This is a genomic window from Thermomonospora curvata DSM 43183, from assembly GCF_000024385.1.
Lineage (GTDB): Bacteria > Actinomycetota > Actinomycetes > Streptosporangiales > Streptosporangiaceae > Thermomonospora > Thermomonospora curvata.
The window spans coordinates 1,756,194-1,774,668 of sequence record NC_013510.1; the positions used below are offsets into that span (position 1 = coordinate 1,756,194).

General features: G+C 71.2%; 15 protein-coding genes. 12 read left to right on the forward strand and 3 right to left on the reverse strand.

Features of this window, described 5'->3' with window-relative positions; translation table 11 throughout:
• Positions 1-225: 225 nt before the first annotated feature.
• From TCUR_RS07530 to clpX, 3 genes are all read left to right on the forward strand, one after another.
• Positions 226-867 carry a ClpP family protease gene (locus tag TCUR_RS07530; RefSeq protein ID WP_012851889.1) on the forward strand — a complete coding sequence of 214 codons (642 nt, stop codon included), beginning with the start codon at positions 226-228 and terminating at the stop codon, positions 865-867.
• A gap of 82 nt (positions 868-949) precedes the next feature.
• Positions 950-1,597, forward strand: coding sequence for an ATP-dependent Clp protease proteolytic subunit (locus TCUR_RS07535; protein WP_086014600.1), 648 nt, complete (start codon positions 950-952; stop codon positions 1,595-1,597).
• A gap of 411 nt (positions 1,598-2,008) precedes the next feature.
• The gene (clpX, locus tag TCUR_RS07540) at positions 2,009-3,286 is read left to right on the forward strand and encodes an ATP-dependent Clp protease ATP-binding subunit ClpX (protein WP_012851891.1); all 1,278 of its coding nucleotides are present in this window, start codon (positions 2,009-2,011) and stop codon (positions 3,284-3,286) included.
• A 56-nt stretch (positions 3,287-3,342) separates the two neighbouring features.
• On the opposite strand, the gene TCUR_RS07545 is transcribed toward clpX, so the two are convergent.
• The 3 genes from TCUR_RS07545 to TCUR_RS24795 form a co-directional block, all read right to left on the reverse strand.
• Positions 3,343-4,005: a response regulator transcription factor gene (locus TCUR_RS07545; protein WP_012851892.1), complete on the reverse strand. Its 663-nt coding sequence runs from the start codon at positions 4,003-4,005 to the stop codon at positions 3,343-3,345.
• 211 nt (positions 4,006-4,216) lie between these two features.
• Positions 4,217-5,566 carry a sensor histidine kinase gene (locus tag TCUR_RS07550; RefSeq protein ID WP_245537005.1) on the reverse strand — a complete coding sequence of 450 codons (1,350 nt, stop codon included), beginning with the start codon at positions 5,564-5,566 and terminating at the stop codon, positions 4,217-4,219.
• A 194-nt stretch (positions 5,567-5,760) separates the two neighbouring features.
• Complete coding sequence (locus TCUR_RS24795) at positions 5,761-6,621, reverse strand: hypothetical protein (RefSeq protein WP_012851894.1); 861 nt, start codon at positions 6,619-6,621, stop codon at positions 5,761-5,763.
• A 216-nt stretch (positions 6,622-6,837) separates the two neighbouring features.
• Here TCUR_RS24795 and TCUR_RS07560 point away from each other — a divergent pair, with 216 nt between their 5' ends.
• The 9 genes from TCUR_RS07560 to rodA all read left to right on the forward strand — a co-directional run bounded on the left by TCUR_RS07560 (position 6,838) and on the right by rodA (position 18,475).
• A complete protein-coding gene (locus TCUR_RS07560; protein ID WP_041439404.1) occupies positions 6,838-9,447 on the forward strand; it encodes a valine--tRNA ligase in 2,610 nt (869 codons plus the stop codon).
• Between the two features lie 144 nt (positions 9,448-9,591).
• The gene (locus TCUR_RS07565; RefSeq protein WP_052305649.1) at positions 9,592-10,959 is read left to right on the forward strand and encodes a bifunctional folylpolyglutamate synthase/dihydrofolate synthase; all 1,368 of its coding nucleotides are present in this window, start codon (positions 9,592-9,594) and stop codon (positions 10,957-10,959) included.
• Positions 10,956-11,306: a DUF4233 domain-containing protein gene (locus tag TCUR_RS07570; RefSeq protein WP_012851897.1), complete on the forward strand. Its 351-nt coding sequence runs from the start codon at positions 10,956-10,958 to the stop codon at positions 11,304-11,306. The genes TCUR_RS07565 and TCUR_RS07570 overlap by 4 nt, the downstream gene beginning before the upstream one ends.
• Positions 11,307-11,679: 373 nt before the next feature.
• Positions 11,680-12,090: a nucleoside-diphosphate kinase gene (gene ndk, locus TCUR_RS07575; RefSeq protein WP_012851898.1), complete on the forward strand. Its 411-nt coding sequence runs from the start codon at positions 11,680-11,682 to the stop codon at positions 12,088-12,090.
• A 233-nt stretch (positions 12,091-12,323) separates the two neighbouring features.
• Complete coding sequence (locus TCUR_RS07580; protein ID WP_012851899.1) at positions 12,324-13,358, forward strand: rod shape-determining protein; 1,035 nt, start codon at positions 12,324-12,326, stop codon at positions 13,356-13,358.
• Positions 13,359-13,582: 224 nt separating this feature from the next.
• Positions 13,583-14,566: a rod shape-determining protein MreC gene (gene mreC, locus TCUR_RS07585; RefSeq protein ID WP_012851900.1), complete on the forward strand. Its 984-nt coding sequence runs from the start codon at positions 13,583-13,585 to the stop codon at positions 14,564-14,566.
• Between the two features lie 2 nt (positions 14,567-14,568).
• Complete coding sequence (gene mreD / locus TCUR_RS07590; protein ID WP_012851901.1) at positions 14,569-15,150, forward strand: rod shape-determining protein MreD; 582 nt, start codon at positions 14,569-14,571, stop codon at positions 15,148-15,150.
• Positions 15,151-15,153: 3 nt separating this feature from the next.
• Positions 15,154-17,247, forward strand: coding sequence for a penicillin-binding protein 2 (gene mrdA, locus TCUR_RS07595; protein WP_012851902.1), 2,094 nt, complete (start codon positions 15,154-15,156; stop codon positions 17,245-17,247).
• Between the two features lie 22 nt (positions 17,248-17,269).
• Positions 17,270-18,475: a rod shape-determining protein RodA gene (gene rodA, locus TCUR_RS07600; protein WP_012851903.1), complete on the forward strand. Its 1,206-nt coding sequence runs from the start codon at positions 17,270-17,272 to the stop codon at positions 18,473-18,475.

Consider the following 18,475-nt stretch of genomic DNA (forward strand, 5'->3'; position numbering starts at 1 on the left):
GAGGGGCGTGCGTCGCCGGCCCGCCGGGGAGGCCGCCGCACCGGCGGCACGGCCCCGGGAACCGGCTGCGGCCCGCCGTGCCGCGGGCGTCTGCACGGGCCGCCGCGCCGGCGACGCGCCCGCGGATACGCCGCAAGCGAAAAGGGCGGGCTCGCGGCTTAAGCGGATGACGGGGCGCGTTAATGTCCAATCAACTGACCCGATACACATGACCGGAGGAACCCGGTGAGCATGCCTCCGATTTTCGAACAGCCGCAGCCGGTCACCTCACGGGTGACCGAGGCGGCGCCGCTGCTGCCGCTGGGCGACCAGCTGTTCCAGCAGCTGCTGCGCAAGCGGATCGTCTTCCTGGGCCAGCAGGTCGACGACGACATCGCCAACCGGATCTGCGCCGAGCTGCTGCTGCTGTCGGCTGAGGACGGCGAGCGCGACATCTACCTGTACATCAACTCGCCGGGCGGCTCGGTGACGGCCGGGATGGCGATCTACGACATCATGCAGTACGTCCCCAACGACGTCGCCACGGTGGGCATCGGGCTGGCCGCCTCGATGGGGCAGTTCCTGCTGTGCGCGGGCGCCCCGGGCAAGCGGTACGCGCTGCCGCACGCCCGGATCATGATGCACCAGCCCTCCGGCGGGATCGGCGGCACCGCCTCGGACATCAAGATCCAGGCCGAGCAGATGCTGTACGTCAAGCGGACGCTGGCCGAGCGGATCGCACTGCACACCGGCCAGACGGTGGAGCAGATCGAGCGGGACTCCGACCGGGACCGCTGGTTCACCGCCGAGGAGGCCAAGGCCTACGGCTTCGTCGACCACGTGGTGCGCAGCGCCAACCAGGTTCCCTCCGAGGGCCCTGTCTCATGACGTGCCCGGCGCCCGGCGCCGAGCCTCGGTAACCAAGCGGACTAGCGGAGGCAGACAAGTGAGCGATCTCATCAGGCCGGGCATGCGGGTGGGCGGCACCGCGGCGCCCGTGGACAACCGGTACATCATCCCCTCCTTCGTCGAGCGCACCACGTACGGGGTCAAGGAGATGAACCCGTACAACAAGCTCTTCGAGGAGCGGATCATCTTCCTCGGGGTGCAAATCGACGATGCCTCGGCCAACGACGTGATGGCCCAGCTGCTGACGCTGGAGTCCATCGACCCGGACCGGGACATCAGCATGTACATCAACTCGCCGGGCGGCTCCTTCACCGCCATGATGGCGATCTACGACACGATGCAGTACGTCCGGCCCGACATCCAGACCGTCTGCATCGGCCAGGCCGCCTCGGCGGCGGCGGTGCTGCTGGCGGCGGGCACCCCGGGCAAGCGGGCGGCGCTGCCGAACTCGCGGATCCTCATCCACCAGCCGGCCACCGAGGGCACCTACGGGCAGTCCAGCGACATCGAGATCCAGGCCCGCGAGATCATGCGGATCCGCGAGCTGCTGGAGGAGATCATCTCCCGGCACAGCGGCCAGCCGATCGAGAAGGTCCGCAAGGACATCGAGCGGGACAAGATCCTCACCGCCGAGGACGCCAAGGCGTACGGTTTGGTGGACGATGTCTTCGTCAGCAGGAAGCGCCGGCCGGCGGTAGTGTCGCCTTGAGGGTGACCGGGCGGGTCGCGGCCCCACCGGGCCGGGCCGGCCCGGTGCCGCGGGCGGTCCGGGCGACCCTCGGACCCGATCCTGCAGGGGAGACTTCCCGGTGGGGGGCTCACCAAGTCCTCCGGAGGCGGTAACGTCGAAGCCGACGGCGAAAGCCTTCGAGACCACAGATGACCGGCGGGATGGAAACGAGCGGGATGGAGGCGATGCGGATGCGACCGGCTCTGCGCCGCCCGTCTTGCGACGTGGGCGTCCCGCGCGATCATAGGTATCAACGTGAGGTGACGGGTGGCCCGGCCGCGGGCCGGCGCGGCCGCCGGCCGGTACCGGGCGGCTCCGTCACCTGACGCGAGGCAAGCAACCGCGCCGCATCCTCTCAGGCGGGCGGCCCCACGAAAAGGAGACGGTTGGGTGGCACGCATCGGCGACGGTGGTGACCTGCTCAAGTGTTCGTTCTGCGGAAAGAGCCAAAAGCAGGTCAAGAAGCTCATCGCGGGTCCGGGCGTGTACATCTGCGACGAGTGCATCGATCTCTGTAACGAGATCATCGAGGAGGAGCTCTCGGAGACCTCCGAACTCAAGTGGGACAGCCTGCCCAAGCCTCGGGAGATCTACGAATTTCTCGACAGCTACGTGATCGGGCAGGAGGCGGCCAAGAAGGCGCTGTCGGTGGCCGTCTACAACCACTACAAGCGGATCCAGTCCGGCGACAGCGGCCGTGACGACTCGGTGGAGCTGGCCAAGTCCAACATCCTGCTGCTGGGCCCCACCGGATCCGGCAAGACCCTGCTCGCGCAGACTCTCGCCAAGTTGCTCAACGTCCCGTTCGCCATCGCCGACGCCACGGCGCTGACCGAGGCCGGCTATGTCGGCGAGGACGTGGAGAACATCCTGCTGAAGCTGATCCAGGCGGCCGACTACGACGTCAAGAAGGCCGAGACCGGGATCATCTACATCGACGAGGTCGACAAGATCGCCCGCAAGAGCGAGAACCCGTCGATCACCCGGGACGTCTCCGGGGAGGGCGTGCAGCAGGCGCTGCTGAAGATCCTGGAGGGCACCACCGCCAGCGTGCCCCCGCAGGGCGGCCGCAAGCACCCCCACCAGGAGTTCATCCAGATCGACACCACCAATGTGCTCTTCATCTGCGGCGGTGCCTTCGCCGGCCTGGAGAAGATCATCGAGGCCCGGATCGGCAAGCAGGGCATGGGCTTCGGCGCGGTGATCCGCTCCAAGGACGAGGCGTCCTCCTCCTCGGACATCCTGTCCCAGATCATGCCGGAGGACCTGCTGAAATTCGGCATGATCCCGGAGTTCGTGGGGCGGCTGCCGGTCATCACCAACGTGCACAACCTGGACCGGGACGCGCTGATCGCGATCTTGACCGAGCCGAAGAACGCGCTGGTCAAGCAGTACAAGCGGCTGTTCGAGCTGGACGGGGTGGAGCTGGAGTTCACCCCTGACGCCCTGGAGGCCATCGCCGACCAGGCCATCTTGCGCGGCACCGGCGCCCGCGGCCTGCGGGCGATCATGGAGGAGGTGCTGCTGTCGGTGATGTACGAGGTGCCCAGCCGCCAGGACGTGGCCCGCGTCGTCATCACCCGCGAGGCCGTGCTGGAGCACGTCAACCCGACGTTGGTGCCCCGCGAGCGCGCCAACAAGCGGGAGCCGCGCGAAAAGTCCGCCTGAGACCTGGCGGACGCCGAGCCCCGGCCCGCCGGCCGGGGCTTTTCGCATGCCCGCCGTCAGGTGGTGCCCAGCCCGGCCTCGCGGGCCAGGACGATCGCCTGGGCGCGGTCGGCGACGTGCAGCTTCATGAAGATGTTGGAGACGTGGTTGCGGACGGTCTTGGGGGACAGGAACAGGGTCTGGGCGATCTCGCCGTTGGAGCGGCCCTGGGCGATGAGCTGAAGGACCTCGCGTTCGCGTTCGGTCAGCTCGGGGAAGGCCGTCTGCTTGGGGTCGGGCATGTCGGCGAAGTAGGTCAGCACCCGGCGGGCGATCTCCGGGCCGTAGATGGCCTCCCCGGCGGCCACCGCGCGCACGGCGCGGGCGATCTCCTCGGCGCCGGATTCCTTCAGCAGGTACCCGCGGGCGCCGGCGCGCATGGCGGCGAAGACCGAGTCGTCGTCGCGGAACATGGTCAGCACCAGCACGCCGATGCGGGGGCTGGTGCGGGTGATGGTGCGGGTGGCCTCGATGCCGTTGCCGCCGGGCATGTGCAGGTCCATGACGACCACGTCCGGCTGCAGTTCGGCGGCCAGCTGCACCGCCTGCGGGCCGCTTTCGGCCTCGCCCACCACCTCCACGCCCAGGGCCTCCAGCAGCCCGCGCAGCCCTTGCCGGAAGACCGGGTGGTCGTCGGTGATGAGGACACGGATCGCCTCGTTGCCGGGCAGCGCGGTCATGTTCGGGGAACTCCTGATGACGGGGAAAAAGTGGACGAAAGAAACAGAAGACGCACGGCGACCCGGGCGCCGCCGCATCGCGGGCCGATAGTACAGCCACCGTCCGGTCCTGCGGCCGGCCGCGGCGCTTTCCCGCCGCTTGCGGCTGCACTCGCCGCTCCCGGCGGGCCGCACGCGTCCCGCCGGCGCAGGGGACGGTGATCGATGCCGGTCATGCCATGCTCACCTCGCCTCGCCTTCGTTCTTCGCGGTGCCGGAACGGGCCGGACGACGGAGGATCCTCGGAGGCAACGGCCAGCGGCAGGCGGGCCCGCACGGTGGTGCCGCCGCCCCGGCGGGAGGCGACGGTGAGATCGCCGCCCACCTCGGCGGCCCGCTCCCGCATGGACCGCAGCCCGCCGCCCACCTGAAGCGGCTCCGGCAGGCCGCTTCCCGAGTCGCTCACCGTGACCTGCAGGGCGTCCGGCGTCCGGCTGAGGCACACCCACGCGGCGGCTGCCCGCGAGTGACGGACGACGTTGGCCAGCGCCTCCTGGACGATCCGGTAGGCGGCCACCTCCACCGCCGCCGGCAGGTCGGCCACCTCGCCCCGCAGGTCCACCTGCACCGCGACGGGCCCGCAGCGGTCGGCCAGCGCCCTGAGCGCGCCCTCCAGCCCCAGGTCGTCCAGCGCGGGCGGGCGCAGGCCCTCCACCAGGTCGCGGATGTCGCCGATCGCGGCGTCCAGCCGCCGGCGCAGCTCGCACAGCAGCGGCTCGACCCGGGCGGGGGTGCGGGCGATGGTGAGCCGGGCGACGTCCACCGACATCGCCAGCGACGCCAGCGTGGGGCCGAGCCCGTCGTGCAGTTCCCGGCGCAGCCGCCGGCGCTCCTCCTCCCGGGCGGCCACGATCCGCTCCCGGGAGCGCTGCAGGTCGGCGGCCAGCCGCACGCCGTGCGCCACATCGGCCATGTGCACCGCCAAGATGCCCAGCAGCCTGGCGTCCAGGCGGCGCAGGCGGCCGGCGGGACGGGCCACCAGCATCCGCCCCACCGGCTCGCCCTGCCAGGTCAGCGGCACCTCATAGGGCCGGTCGCCGAGTTCTCCGTCCCGGTGCACCGTCGGCTCGCCCGTGGCCCCGATGATCTCCACCGAGGCCCCCGGGACGTGCAGGGTCCGGCGGATCAGGGCGACCGCCCCGTCCAGGGCCTCCACCGGGCCGCGCGCCCGCTGGACGGTGCGGCTGAGCCGGTCCGCCAGCCGGTAGGGATTGCGTTCCGCCCGCAGCATCCGGTCCGCGGCCCGCCGCAGCCGGGCGCGCAGCGGGTGGCACAGCACCCCGGCGGTGAACGCCCCGGCCGCCGCGGCCGCGTCGCGGACCGGCGGCCCCTGACCGCCCGCCAGCGCGGCCGAGCCGAGACAGACCGCGCCGAGCAGCACGGCCGGCAGCCCGTATTCCAGCGTCCCGGCGATGAGCAGGCCGAGGCCGCGCCGAGGGCCTGGAGGATCCGGCCGCGGCGCATGCGAGCGGCAGGCCGGCACGAGGGCGGCGGTGATGAGGCCCGCCAGAGCGACCGCCACCCACATGGAACCCTCCCGTCCGGTCGTCGCTTGAATCGACCTTCGGGGAAGGGGCGTCCCTCCGTCACGGGACAGGTGTCACCTGTGTCCCGGGAAAATCACCGCGACTTCCTTGGACGCCGAGAGGGGGACGACGGTTCCCCGTCGTCCCCCTCTCGGTGAGCGGGATTCCGCCGGCTCGCCGGCGAGGGCTTTCAGTCCTCCACGTCGGCCCGGATACGGCGCATCACCTCGGCGACCTCAGAGGCGGTGTAGTTGGGCGGGGAGGTCAGCGAGGTCCGCTCGGGCGCCGGGTAGATCGCCCCGAAGGAGGAGGCGGTGGCCCAGGTGCACAGCGCGCTGCTCATCTGGGGGCCGGTCGGGAGGGTGGTGCGGATCTCCGCGCACACCCCCACCCCGTCCCCGCCGGGGTCGTCCAGCTTGTCGACGGTGGCGCTGATGGTGCTGTTGTTGCCCGCGGTGACCGCCCGGCGGAAGTTCTCGATGAACTCATCGGGGCTTTCGATGTCGCCGGTGCCGCCCACGAACAGGTACCGCTCATCGCCGCTGCCGTAGACGGCGGTCTTCAGGTCCTTGAGCCGGGCGCCGGCCGACCGCTCCATCTGCGCGCGCTGCTGGCCGATCTGGGCGTTCATCTCCCGCTCGGCCTCGTAGTTGCGGCTCAGCCCACCGGCCGTGGCGGGGGTGTCGATGGTGTGGCTGCCGCCGGAGTCGCCCAGCAGCGTGACCACACCGGCCAAAATGCCCACCAGCACCACACCGCCGACCACCAGCCCGATGATCAGGCCGGCGTTGGAGCGGCGCGGCGGAGGCGGCGGCACCGGAGGCTGCGGGAACGGAGGGGGCGTGCCGGGGCCGCCGTAACCGGGCTGCTGGCCATAAGGCGGCTGCTGCCCGTAACCCGGCTGTCCATAGCCGGGCTGGCCGTAGCCGGGCTGCTGCCCGTACGGGGGGACCGGGCCGCCGGGCTGACCTCCATAGCCCGGCTGCGGAACGGGACCGGGGGGGCCGCCGTAGGGACCGCCTTGGCCTGGCGGGGGGTTCCAAGCGCTCATGACTTCTCCTCAGCCCCGCCGGTACTGGGAGCCGCGGCGAGACGTTTCCATCATCCGTGCAAAGCGCGTGTTAGGCGAACATTGTGACGCATACGGGCAGCGGCGGGTTCGCACTCCGGCCCCCTCGAGTGTGGAATTTTCCATCTTCACAGGTCGCGCCGAAGGCGGGTGGACGTGGCATTCGGCACTGCCGCGGCGACCGTAGACTTTGGGCCCGTGACACAGCCCAAGGATCGCCAGACCGCACAAGTCGACCTGCCCACCCAGTACCGGCCGGCTGAGGTCGAGGGCAAGCTGTATGAGCGCTGGGTGTCGGCAGGCCTGTTCACCGCCGACCCGGCCCGCGATCCGGCCCGCCCGGCGTTCTCCATCGTGATCCCGCCGCCCAACGTGACCGGTTCGCTGCACGTCGGGCACGCACTGGACCACTCCATCCAGGACGCGCTCATCCGGCGGCGCCGCATGCAGGGCTATGAGACGCTGTGGCTGCCGGGCACCGACCACGCCGGCATCGCCACCCAGAACGTCGTGGAGCGGGAGCTGGCCAAAGAGGGGCTGTCGCGTCACGACCTGGGCCGCGAGGCGTTCGTGGAGCGGGTCTGGCAGTGGAAGGCCGAGTCCGGCGGCAAGATCCTGGGCCAGATGCGCCGGCTGGGCGACAGCGTGGACTGGACCCGCGAGGCGTTCACCATGGACGAGCCGCGGGCCCGCGCGGTGCGCACCATCTTCAAGCGCCTGTTCGACGACGGGCTGATCTACCGCGCCGAGCGCATCATCAACTGGTGCCCGCGCTGCCTGACCGCGCTGTCGGACATCGAGGTCGAGCACGCCGAGCGCGAGGGCGAGCTGGTGTCCATCCGCTACGGCTCCGGCGACACCGAGATCGTGGTGGCCACCACCCGGGCCGAGACGATGCTCGGCGACACCGCGGTGGCCGTCCACCCCGACGACGAGCGCTACCGCCACCTGGTCGGCAAGGAGGTGGAGCTGCCGCTGACCGGGCGGACCATCCCGATCGTCGCCGACGAGCACGTGGACCCGAACTTCGGCACCGGCGCGGTCAAGGTCACCCCCGCCCACGACCCCAACGACTTCGAGATCGGGCGCCGGCACTCGCTGCCGTCCATCACCGTGATGGACGAGCACGGCGTGATCACCGCGCACGGCCCCTTCCAGGGGCTGGACCGCTTCGAGGCCCGCCCGGCGATCGTGGCCGCGCTGCGCGAACAGGGCCGCATCGTCAAGGAGGTCCGCCCCTACCTGCACGCGGTCGGCCACTGCCAGCGCTGCTCCACCGTGGTGGAGCCGCGGGTGTCGCTGCAGTGGTTCGTCAAGGTCGCCCCGCTGGCCAAGGCCGCCGGCGACGCCGTCCGCGACGGCCGGGTGCGCATCCACCCGCCGGAGATGGCCGCCCGCTACTTCGAGTGGGTGGACAACATGCACGACTGGTGCATCAGCCGCCAGTTGTGGTGGGGCCACCGCATCCCGGTCTGGTACGGCCCCAACGGCGAGGTCTGCTGCCCCGGCCCCGACGAGGAGCCCCCGGCCGGGTGGACGCAGGACCCGGATGTGCTGGACACCTGGTTCTCCTCGGCGCTGTGGCCGCTGTCCACGCTGGGCTGGCCGGACCGCACCGCCGACCTGGAGCGCTTCTACCCGACCTCGGTCCTGGTCACCGGGTACGACATCCTGTTCTTCTGGGTCGCCCGGATGATGATGTTCGGCCTGTACGCCATGGACGGGGTCGAGCCGTTCAAGGTCATCGCCCTGCACGGCATGGTGCGCGACCAGTACGGCAAGAAGATGTCCAAGTCGTTCGGGAACGTGGTCGACCCGCTGGAGTGGATCGAGCGGTACGGCGCCGACGCCACCCGCTTCACGCTGCTGCGCGGCGCCAACCCCGGCGGGGACGTGCCGATCGCCGAAGAGTGGGCGCAAGGGTCGCGCAACTTCTGCAACAAGCTGTGGAACGCCACCCGCTTCGCCCTGATGAACGGCGCCCACGTGCGCGGGGAGCTGCCGCAGGAGCTGTCGGACGCCGACGCCTGGATCCTCTCGCGCCTGCAGCACGTCATCGCCGAAGTCGACCGGCACATGGAGGACTTCGAGTTCGCCAAGGCGTGCGAGGCCCTCTACCACTTCGCCTGGGACGAGGTCTGCGACTGGTACGTGGAGCTGGCGAAGGTCCAGTTGCAGGACGAGCGCGCCGAGGCCACCCGCCGGGTGCTCGGCGAGGTCCTCGACAAGCTGCTGCGGCTGCTGCACCCGATCGTCCCGTTCGTCACCGAGGAGCTGTGGACCTCGCTGACCGGCGAGCAGACCCTGGTCACCGCCGCCTGGCCGGCCCCGGCCCAGGAGCTGGTGAACAAGGACGCCGAGATGCTGCTGGAGTCCCTGCAGCGCCTGGTCACCGAGGTCCGCCGGTTCCGCGCCGACCAGGGGCTCAAGCCCGGTCAGCGGGTCGCCGCCGCGCTGGAGTTCGCCGGCTCCCCGCTGGCGGCCCACGAGCAGGCCGTCCGCTCCCTGCTGCGGCTGAACCCGCCCGGGGAGTCCTTCGCGGCCACCGCCTCCCTGCAGGTGGAGGGCGTCACCGTGCGCCTGGACACCGCCGGCGCCATCGATGTGGCCGCCGAGCGCAAACGGCTGGAAAAGGATCTGGCCGCCGCCCGCAAAGAGGTCGAGCAGGCCCGCCGCAAGCTGGGCAACGCCGACTTCCTGGCCAAGGCGCCCGAGGCCGTGGTGGCCAAGACCCGCGACCGCCTGGCCCAGGCCGAATCCGACATCGCCCGCCTGGAGGCCCAGCTGGCCGCGTTGCCGACCGCCTAGCCTCCCGGCGGCCGTGACGGCCCCGGCGGCCGGCCGCCGGGGCCGCGTCCTCCCGTGGGTGAGTGAGCAGGTCCTGTGGGTGAGTAGGCTTTGCGCGTGTCAGATCCCCACCTCGACGATTACCGGTCCACCGTGGCCGCGATCATGGCGCGGGGGGTGGAGTGGAAGTTCGACCCCACCCTGGACCGCATCGCGGACCTGATGGACCTGCTGGGCCGGCCGCAGGACGCCTACCCGGTGATCCATGTGACCGGCACCAACGGCAAGTCCAGCACCGCCCGGATGATCGAGACGCTGCTGCGTGAACGCGGGCTGCGCACCGGGCTGTCCACCAGTCCGCACCTGACCACGATGCGCGAGCGGATCGTGGTCGACGGGGAGCCCATCAGCGAGGAGGCGTTCGTCGCCGCCTACCGGGACGTGGCGCCCTACCTGGAGATGGTGGACGCCAAGCACGAACGTCCCCTGTCGTACTTCGAGACGCTGACCGCCATGGCGTACGCGGTGTTCGCCGACGCCCCGGTGGACGTGGCGGTGATCGAGGTCGGCATGGGCGGGGTCTGGGACGCCACCAACGTGGCCGACGGCACCGTCTCGGTGGTCACCCCCATCTCCCTGGACCACCTGCGCCACCTCGGCCCCACCATCGAGGACATCGCCGCCGAGAAGGCCGGGATCATCAAGCCCGGCGCGATCGCGGTGCTGGCCCAGCAGCAGCTGCCCGTCGCCCAGGTGCTGCTGCGCCGGGTCGTGGAGGTGGGCGCCACCGCGGCCCGCGAGGGCATGGAGTTCGGGGTGCTCGGCCGCGATCTGGCGGTGGGCGGCCAGCAGCTGCGGCTGCAGGGGCTGCACGGGGTCTATGAGGAGATCTTCCTGCCGCTGTTCGGGTCACACCAGGCCGGCAACGCCGCCTGCGCGCTGGCGGCGGTGGAGGCGTTCGCCAGCGGGGCGCCCTCGCGGACCGGCGGCGACCTGTCGGCCGCCACCCGCATCGCCGCCGGCGAGGACTTCGAAGGCGACCACGGCCAGCTGGACCCGGCCCTGGTGCGCTCGGCGTTCGCCAAGGTCACCTCGCCCGGACGGCTGGAGATCGCCCGCACCGGGCCCACCGTGCTGATCGACTCGGCGCACAACCCCGCCGGCATGTCCGCCACGGTGAACGCCATCACCGAGGACTTCGGCTTCACCCGCCTGATCGGGGTGGTCGCCGCCGCCGGCGACAAGGACGTGGCCGGCATGCTGGAGCAGCTCGAGCCGGTGCTGACCGAGCTGATCGTCACCCGCAACACCTCGCACCGTTCGATGCCGCCCCGGCAGCTGGGCGAGCTGGCCGAGGGCATCTTCGGCGCCGAGCGGGTGCACGTGATAGACCGGCTGGACGACGCCATCGACCGGGCCGTCGCCCTGGCCGAGGAGACCGGCGAGTACCAGGGAGCGGGCGTGCTGATCACCGGGTCGGTGGTCACCGCGGGCGAGGCGCGCACCCTGCTGCGCGTGGAGGAGAGACGATGAGCAACCGGGCACCGCAGGCGCCGCCGCGCCCGACCTCGCTGCTGGCGTCGGTGCTGGCCTGCGAGGCGGTGGTGATCGGGCTGGCGATCCCGGTGGCCGTGGTGGTCCAGGGGACCGGCGGCCGGACCGCCGGGCTGGTGTGCGGCACGCTGGCGGTGGCCGCGCTGCTGCTGGCCGGGCTGGTGCGCCGCCGGTGGGCGGTCGCGGCCGGCAGCCTGCTGCAGATCCTGATGATCGCGGCCGGATTCATGGTTCCCACCATGTTCTTCCTCGGCGCTCTTTTCGGCGCGCTGTGGGTCACCTCGCTATGGCTCGGCCGTTCGGTGAGCCGCAAAGCAGAACAATGAGATTCCCGGCGTCTTGATAAGGAAGCGTCCGGCACGTTCGGTAATGCCACACTTCCATCTTCTCACATGCTGAGAAAATCTCTGGAAAAGTCCTTGTAGAGGAACGGTGGAAGTGCGTTGAGTGTTCTCGTCCGGTAACGGTCCGCAGCGGTGGGGTTCTTTGCACGGACCGCGGCGGCGCCGGGTGCCCACCCCGGCGCGGCCGGCCCGCGGCGCCCCGCCCGCCGCGCCGGACCGGCGCCGGGCGTGCGCTCACCGTGAGGCACCGCCCCGGTTCCGGGTAGGCTTCGCGCGCAACCGTCGTTGCGGGCCGGCACCCCGCCGGCGGGGCCGGCATCGAGCGTTCCAGAAGGCTATCTGAGGAGAATCTGTCGTGTCCGAGCGCACTCTGGTCCTGGTCAAGCCCGACGGCGTCCGGCGCGGTGTCGTGGGCGATGTCATCTCGCGCATCGAGCGCAAGGGCCTGAAGATCATCGCGATGGAGATGCGCACGCTGTCCCGGGAGACCGCCGAGGACCACTACGGCGAGCACCGCGAGCGCCCCTTCTTCGGCGAGCTGGTCGACTTCATCACCGGCGGCCCGCTGGTGGCCATGGTGGTGGAGGGCCCCCGGGCGATCGAGGCGTTCCGCGCCCTGGCCGGCGCCACCGACCCGGTCAAGGCCGCCCCGGGCACCATCCGCGGCGACCACGCCCTGGAGATCGGCGAGAACATCGTGCACGGCTCCGACTCGCCGGAGTCCGCCGCCCGCGAGATCAAGCTGTTCTTCCCCGAGCTGGCCTGAGACCAGTCGGGCGCCGGCGGGCGCAGGCCGAGGACGGACACGCGCGGGGGCCGCAACGGCCCGTCCGCGCGTGTTCGCGTCATGGCGCGTGTGTCGGCGTGAAATTCGCCTGCTCATCGGCGATTATTCGGGCATGGTGGGGCAGCGTCGCGTCTGCCCCACCGGGTTGCGGCGCGTTACGATGGGTATGCCGCTCTGCACGTCCGCCAGTTATGAGAGGGCTCCCTTTCTTCATGGGTAACAAGCTGTCGTTTCTCGGCCGGGACATGGCGGTCGACCTGGGCACGGCGAACACATTGGTTTATGTGCGCGGACGCGGCATCGTGCTCAACGAGCCCTCCGTGGTGGCGATCAACACCAACACCGGCAAGATCCACGCGGTGGGCATCGAGGCCAAGCGGATGATCGGCCGCACTCCCGGCAACATCGTGGCGGTCCGCCCCCTCAAGGACGGCGTGATCGCCGACTTCGACGTCACCGAGCGCATGCTGCGCTACTTCATCCAGAAGGTGCACAAGCGACGGCACTTCGCCAAGCCGCGCATCGTGGTGGCGGTGCCCAGCGGGATCACCGGGGTGGAGCAGCGCGCCGTCAAGGAGGCCGGCTACCAGGCCGGCGCCCGCCGGGTCTACATCATCGAGGAGCCCATGGCCGCCGCGATCGGCGCCGGGCTGCCGGTCTGGGAGCCGACCGGCAACATGGTCGTCGACATCGGCGGCGGCACCACCGAGGTGGCCATCATCTCCCTGGGCGGCATCGTCACCAGCCAGTCGGTGCGGGTCGGCGGGGACGAGATCGACCAGGCCATCATCGCCTTCTCCAAGAAGGAGTACTCCCTGATGCTGGGGGAGCGCACCGCCGAGGAGATCAAGATCGCCATCGGCTCGGCCTACCCCAGCGGCGATGACGAGCCCAACGCCGAGATCCGCGGCCGGGACCTGGTCACCGGGTTGCCCAAGACCGTGGTGATCTCCGCCGAGGAGGTCCGCCGCGCCATCGAGGAACAGGTCAACGCCATCGTGGACGCGGTCAAGACCACCCTCGACAAGTGCCCGCCGGAGCTGTCCGGCGACATCATGGACCGCGGCATCGCGCTCACCGGCGGCGGCGCGCTGCTGAAGAACCTGGACGAGCGGCTGCGGGAGGAGACCGGGATGCCCATCCACCTGGTCGACAACCCGCTGGACTCGGTGGTGCTCGGCACCGGCAAGTGCGTGGAGGACTTCGAGGCGCTGCGCGACGTCCTCGTTCCCGAACCTAGACACTGAACACCTTTTTTCACGGGCCGGAACGGGTAGGTCACGGTCAGGGGTGAGGTGGTGACCCAAGGTGACGATTGCGCCGGGCGCCGCCGAGCCCTCCGTTCCCGGTCCCTGGGGCCAGGTGTCGACGAAGGTTCACTGACCCCACGCCCCCAGTTCGCACAACCGAAGACGAAGGCCGCCGGCGAGGAACGTGCCGGCGGCCTTGGACACGAACGGGAGGCCCGGCGGTGAGAGACACCCGGCGCACTCGCGTGGTGTTCGGCACCCTGCTGATCATCGCGCTGGTGCTGATCACCGTTGACTACCGCGGCGGGGAGAACTCGCCGTTGCGCGGGCTGCGCAGTGCGGGCGAGGCGTTCTTCGGGCCGATCGAGCGGGTGTCGGCGGCGGTGGTCCGCCCGGTCGGCAACGCCTTCGACGCCATCACCGACGCGCCCGGCGAGCGCCGCCGCGCCGAGCGGCTGGAGCGGGAGAACCAGCGGCTGCGCGAGCAGCTGCGCGCCCAGCGCATCGACGCCGACCGGGCGGCCCAGCTGGAGCGGCTGCTGGGGGCGGCCGGGCTGGGCGGCTACAAGATCGTCCCGGCCCAGGTGATCTCCGCCGGGCAGGGACTGGAGGACACCGTCACCATCGACGTCGGCAGCAGCAGCGGGGTGCGGCCCGACATGACCGTGATGACCGCCGAAGGGCTGGTCGGCCGGGTGATCCGGGTCGGCCCGGCCACCGCCACGGTGCTGCTGGCCACCGACGCCTCCTCCACGGTGGGCAGCCGGCTGGAGGACTCCAAGGAGATCGGCGTGGTGCAGGGCGTGGGCCGCCGCGGGCTGGGCCGCGGCGACGCCACCCCGCTGCGTTTCCAGCTGCTGAACGCCAACGCCCCGCTGCAACCCGGCCAGCGCCTGGTGACCCTCGGTTCTCAGGGCGAACGCCCCTATGTGCCGGGGGTGCCGATCGGGACGATCGAGCGTGTGGAGAAGTCGCTGGGCTCTCTCACCCGCACCGCCTACGTCCGCCCGTTCGTGCGTTTCACCACCTTGGACGTGGTGGGCGTGGTGGTCGCGCCGCCCAAGTCCGACCCCCGTGACGCCGTGCTGCCGCCCAAGCCGAAACCGGTGGTGACGCCCACGCCCGCTCAGACCCCCGAACCGAGCGAAAGCCCCAGGCCGTCGAAGTCGCCCAAGGCCGCCAGGACACCGAACGTGAGGGACTGAACGTGCTGACTGCCAGCGATGTGTCGCCGACGGGACGGAACCTGACCGCGGCGGTGGTGATCGTGGTGGCGCTGGTGCTGCAGGTGTCGGTGGCCAACCGGCTGCCGCTGCCGGGCGCGGTCACCCCGGATCTGGTGCTGCTGAGCGTGGTGGCGCTGGCGCTGACCTGCGGCCCGCTGATGGGCGTGGTCGCCGGGTTCGGCGCCGGGCTGGCCGCCGACATCGTCCCGCCCGCCGACCACACCATCGGCCGCTACGCCCTGGTCTACTGCGTGATCGGTTACCTGTGCGGGCTGGCCAGCGATGAGATGGACCGCTCGGCGGTGGTGCCGTTCTTTGCGGTGGCGGTCGGCGCGCTGGCCGGCACGGTGCTGTACGCCGGGGTCGGCATGATGCTGGGCGACCCGCGCGCCGACTGGCACATCGTCGCCCGCGTGGTGCCGCTGCAGGTCGTCTACGACGTGCTGGCCAGCCCGTTCGTGGTGTGGGCGGTGCTGCGGGCGATGCGCCGCTATGAACGCGAACGCGCCCGCGACCGCTTCGACCTGCCGCCCGCCCGCTACCGTGCGCTGTCTCGGATGTGAGCGATGAACCCCAAGACGCATTCCCGGCTAGTGATCTTGCACATCGTGGTCGTCGCGATGCTGCTGGTGCTGCTGGGACGGCTGTGGAACCTGCAGGTGGTCAACGGCGAGCACTATCGCCAGGTCGCAGCCCAGAACCGCATCCGCGACATCGTCGTCCCGGCCGTGCGCGGCATGATCCTCGACGTGCACGGCCGGCCGCTGGTGCGCAACCGCACCGCCCTGGTCGTCTCGGTGGACAAGACCGTGCTGTCGCGCATGGACGACGGCGGCAGGGCGGTGCTGACCCGCCTGGCCGAAACGCTCGGCACCACCCGGGAGAACCTGGAAAAACGCATCCGGCTGTGCTCGCCGACCGTCAAACGTCCCTGCTGGCCCGGCTCGCCGTACCAGCCGATCCCGGTGGACGACCGGGTGGACCCCAAGAAGGCGCTGCAGATCATGGAGCGCGCCGAGGACTACCCGGGGGTGATCGCGCAGGTCCAGGCCGTCCGCGAGTACCCGCGCCCAGAGGGCTCCTCGGCCGCGCAGACCCTGGGCTACCTGCAGCCCATCACCCAAGAAGAGCTGGACAAGCGGCGCAACCTGAAGGTCACCGGCTACAGCCAGGTGGACCTGATCGGCCGGGACGGGCTGGAGGCGACCTACGACGCCGACCTGCGCGGTGAACCGGGCGTCCGCAAGGTGCTGGTCGACAGCCAGGGCCGGGTCACCGGCACCGCCGGGGAGCAGCCCCCCGTTCCCGGCTCGTCCCTGGTGACCAGCCTGGACGCCAAGGTGCAGGCCGCCGCCGAAAAGGCCATCGAAGGCGCCGTCCGCAAGGCCCGCGCCGCCGGCTCCAAGGCCGACTCGGCGGCCGCCGTGGTGATGGACGCGCGCACCGGCCGGGTGGTGGCGCTGGCCAGCTACCCCACCTACGACCCCAGCGTCTGGATCGGCGGCATCTCCCAGGCCGAATACGACGCGCTGCTGGGCAAGTCCCGGGGGCAGCCGCTGATCTCCCGCGCCATCCAGGGCCTGTTCCCGCCCGCCTCCACCTTCAAGATCTCCTCAGTGGCGGCGGCCGTCCACGACGGCTACGACCTGCACGGCATCTACCCGTGCCCGGGCTCCTACCAGGTCGGCAACCGCGCCTTCCGCAACTTCGAAGGCCAGGCGCACGGCAACATGAACCTGCACCGGGCGCTGGTGGTCTCCTGCGACACGATCTTCTACAAGTTCGCCTACGAGGCGTGGCTGCGCGACGGCGGCACCCGCCCGGTCAAGAACCCCAAGGACCCGATGCAGGCCATGGCGCGCAACTTCGGGTTCGGCTCGCGCACCGGCATCGACCTGCCCGGCGAGGCCGCCGGCCGCATCCCCGACCGCACCTGGAAGAGGGAGTACTGGGAGGCCACCAAGGACGACACCTGCAAGGCCGCCAAGACCGGCTACCCGGAGGTGGCCCGCACCGACCCCGCGCGGGCGGCCTACCTGAAGGCCATCGCCGTCGAGCACTGCGCCGAAGGGTATGTGTGGCGGCCCGGTGACGCCGCCAACTTCTCCATCGGCCAGGGCGATGTGCTGGTCACCCCGCTGCAGCTGGCCAGGGCGTACGCGGCGCTGGCCAACGGCGGCAAGCTGGTGGTGCCGCGGGTGGGGCTGGCGGTGATCCGCCCCGACGGCACGCTGGTGCGCCGGATCGACCCGCCCGAGCCCAAGGAACTGCCGGTCGACGGCAAGGTCCTGGCCTACATCCGCCGGGCCCTGGCGGACGTCCCCAAGACCGGCACCGCGGCCGGCGCCTTCAACGGCTTTGAGTTCGACAAGGTCGAGGTGGCCGGCAAGACCGGCACCGCCGAGGTCTACGGCAAGGGCGACACCGCCTGGTTCGCCTCCTTCGGCCCGGTCGACAAGCCCCGCTTCGTGGTGGTGGCGATGGTCTCCCAGTCCGGCACCGGCGGCACCTACGCCGCCCCGGCGGTCCGGGAGATCTGGGAGGCGATGTACGGGCTGAACGGCAAGAAGGCGGCCCTGCCCGGCGGGCGGCTGCCCGACAGGCTGCCCAAGCTCCGCGAGGACGGCACGGTGGGCGCGCCCGAGGGGACCGCCCCGTGAGGCCGGCGAAAGGGGAGGCGTCATGATCGGGGGTATCGGCGCCGCCGACGTGGTGGAAGGCTACGGGGCCCGCCAGACCTGGCGGCACCGCCTGGTCGCGCTGCGCCGGCTGGACTGGAAGCTCATCACGGCCGTGGTGGCGCTGTCGGTGCTCAGCGCCCTGCTGGTGCGCTCGGCGACCTTCGCCGAGCTGGCCGAACAGGGCAGGGACCCCAACGGCTTCGTCAAACGGCACCTGCTCAACCTGGCGCTGGGCCTCATCCTGGGCGGCGTGGTGGCGATGCTGGACTACCGGCTGCTGCGCGCTTATGCGCCGATCGTCTACGGGCTGGCCTGCGTCGGCCTGGTGGCGGTGCTGTCCCCGCTGGGGGAGACCATCAACGGCTCCCACTCCTGGATCGTGCTGGGCGGCGGCTTCCAGGTGCAGCCTTCGGAGTTCGCCAAGGTGGGCCTGGTGGTGCTGCTGGCGATGCTGCTGGCCGAGCCCCGCGACGGCGAGCCCCGCGACACCGACTCCGGTCCCGGCGGCCGCGACATCGTGCTGGCGCTGGCGCTGGCCGGCGGGCCGGCGGTGCTGGTGCTGGCCCAGCCGGACCTGGGCACCACGATGGTGTTCGGCGCCGTGGTGATGGGGATGCTGGCGGTGGCGGGCGTGCGCAAGCGCTGGCTGGCCGGGCTGGCGGGGGCCGCCGTGCTGGCCGCCTTCGCCGTCTGGTTCTTCGGCCTGCTCAAGCCGTACCAGATCGCCCGCTTCACCGCGTTCATCGACCCGGAGGCCGACCCGCGCGGCGCCGGCTACAACGCCCAGCAGGCCCGCATCGCGGTTGGCTCGGGCGGGCTGACCGGCAAGGGCCTGTTCGAGGGCGAGCAGACCGGCGGCCATTTCGTGCCCGAGCAGCAGACCGACTTCATCTTCACCGTGGCCGGCGAGGAGCTCGGCTTCATCGGCAGCGCCCTGCTCATCGGGCTGCTGGGAGTGGTGCTGTGGCGGGGGCTGCGCATCGCCACCGCCGCGGCCGACCCGTTCGGCGCCCTGGTGGCCGCCGGGGTGGTGTGCTGGCTGGGCTTTCAGACCTTTGAGAACATCGGGATGACGCTGGGCATCATGCCGATCACCGGGCTGCCGCTGCCGCTGGTGTCCTACGGCGGCTCGGCCACGTTCGCCAACATGATCGCCCTCGGCCTGTTGCAGGCCGTCCATCTGCGCGCCCGTCCCTTCCCGGCTTAA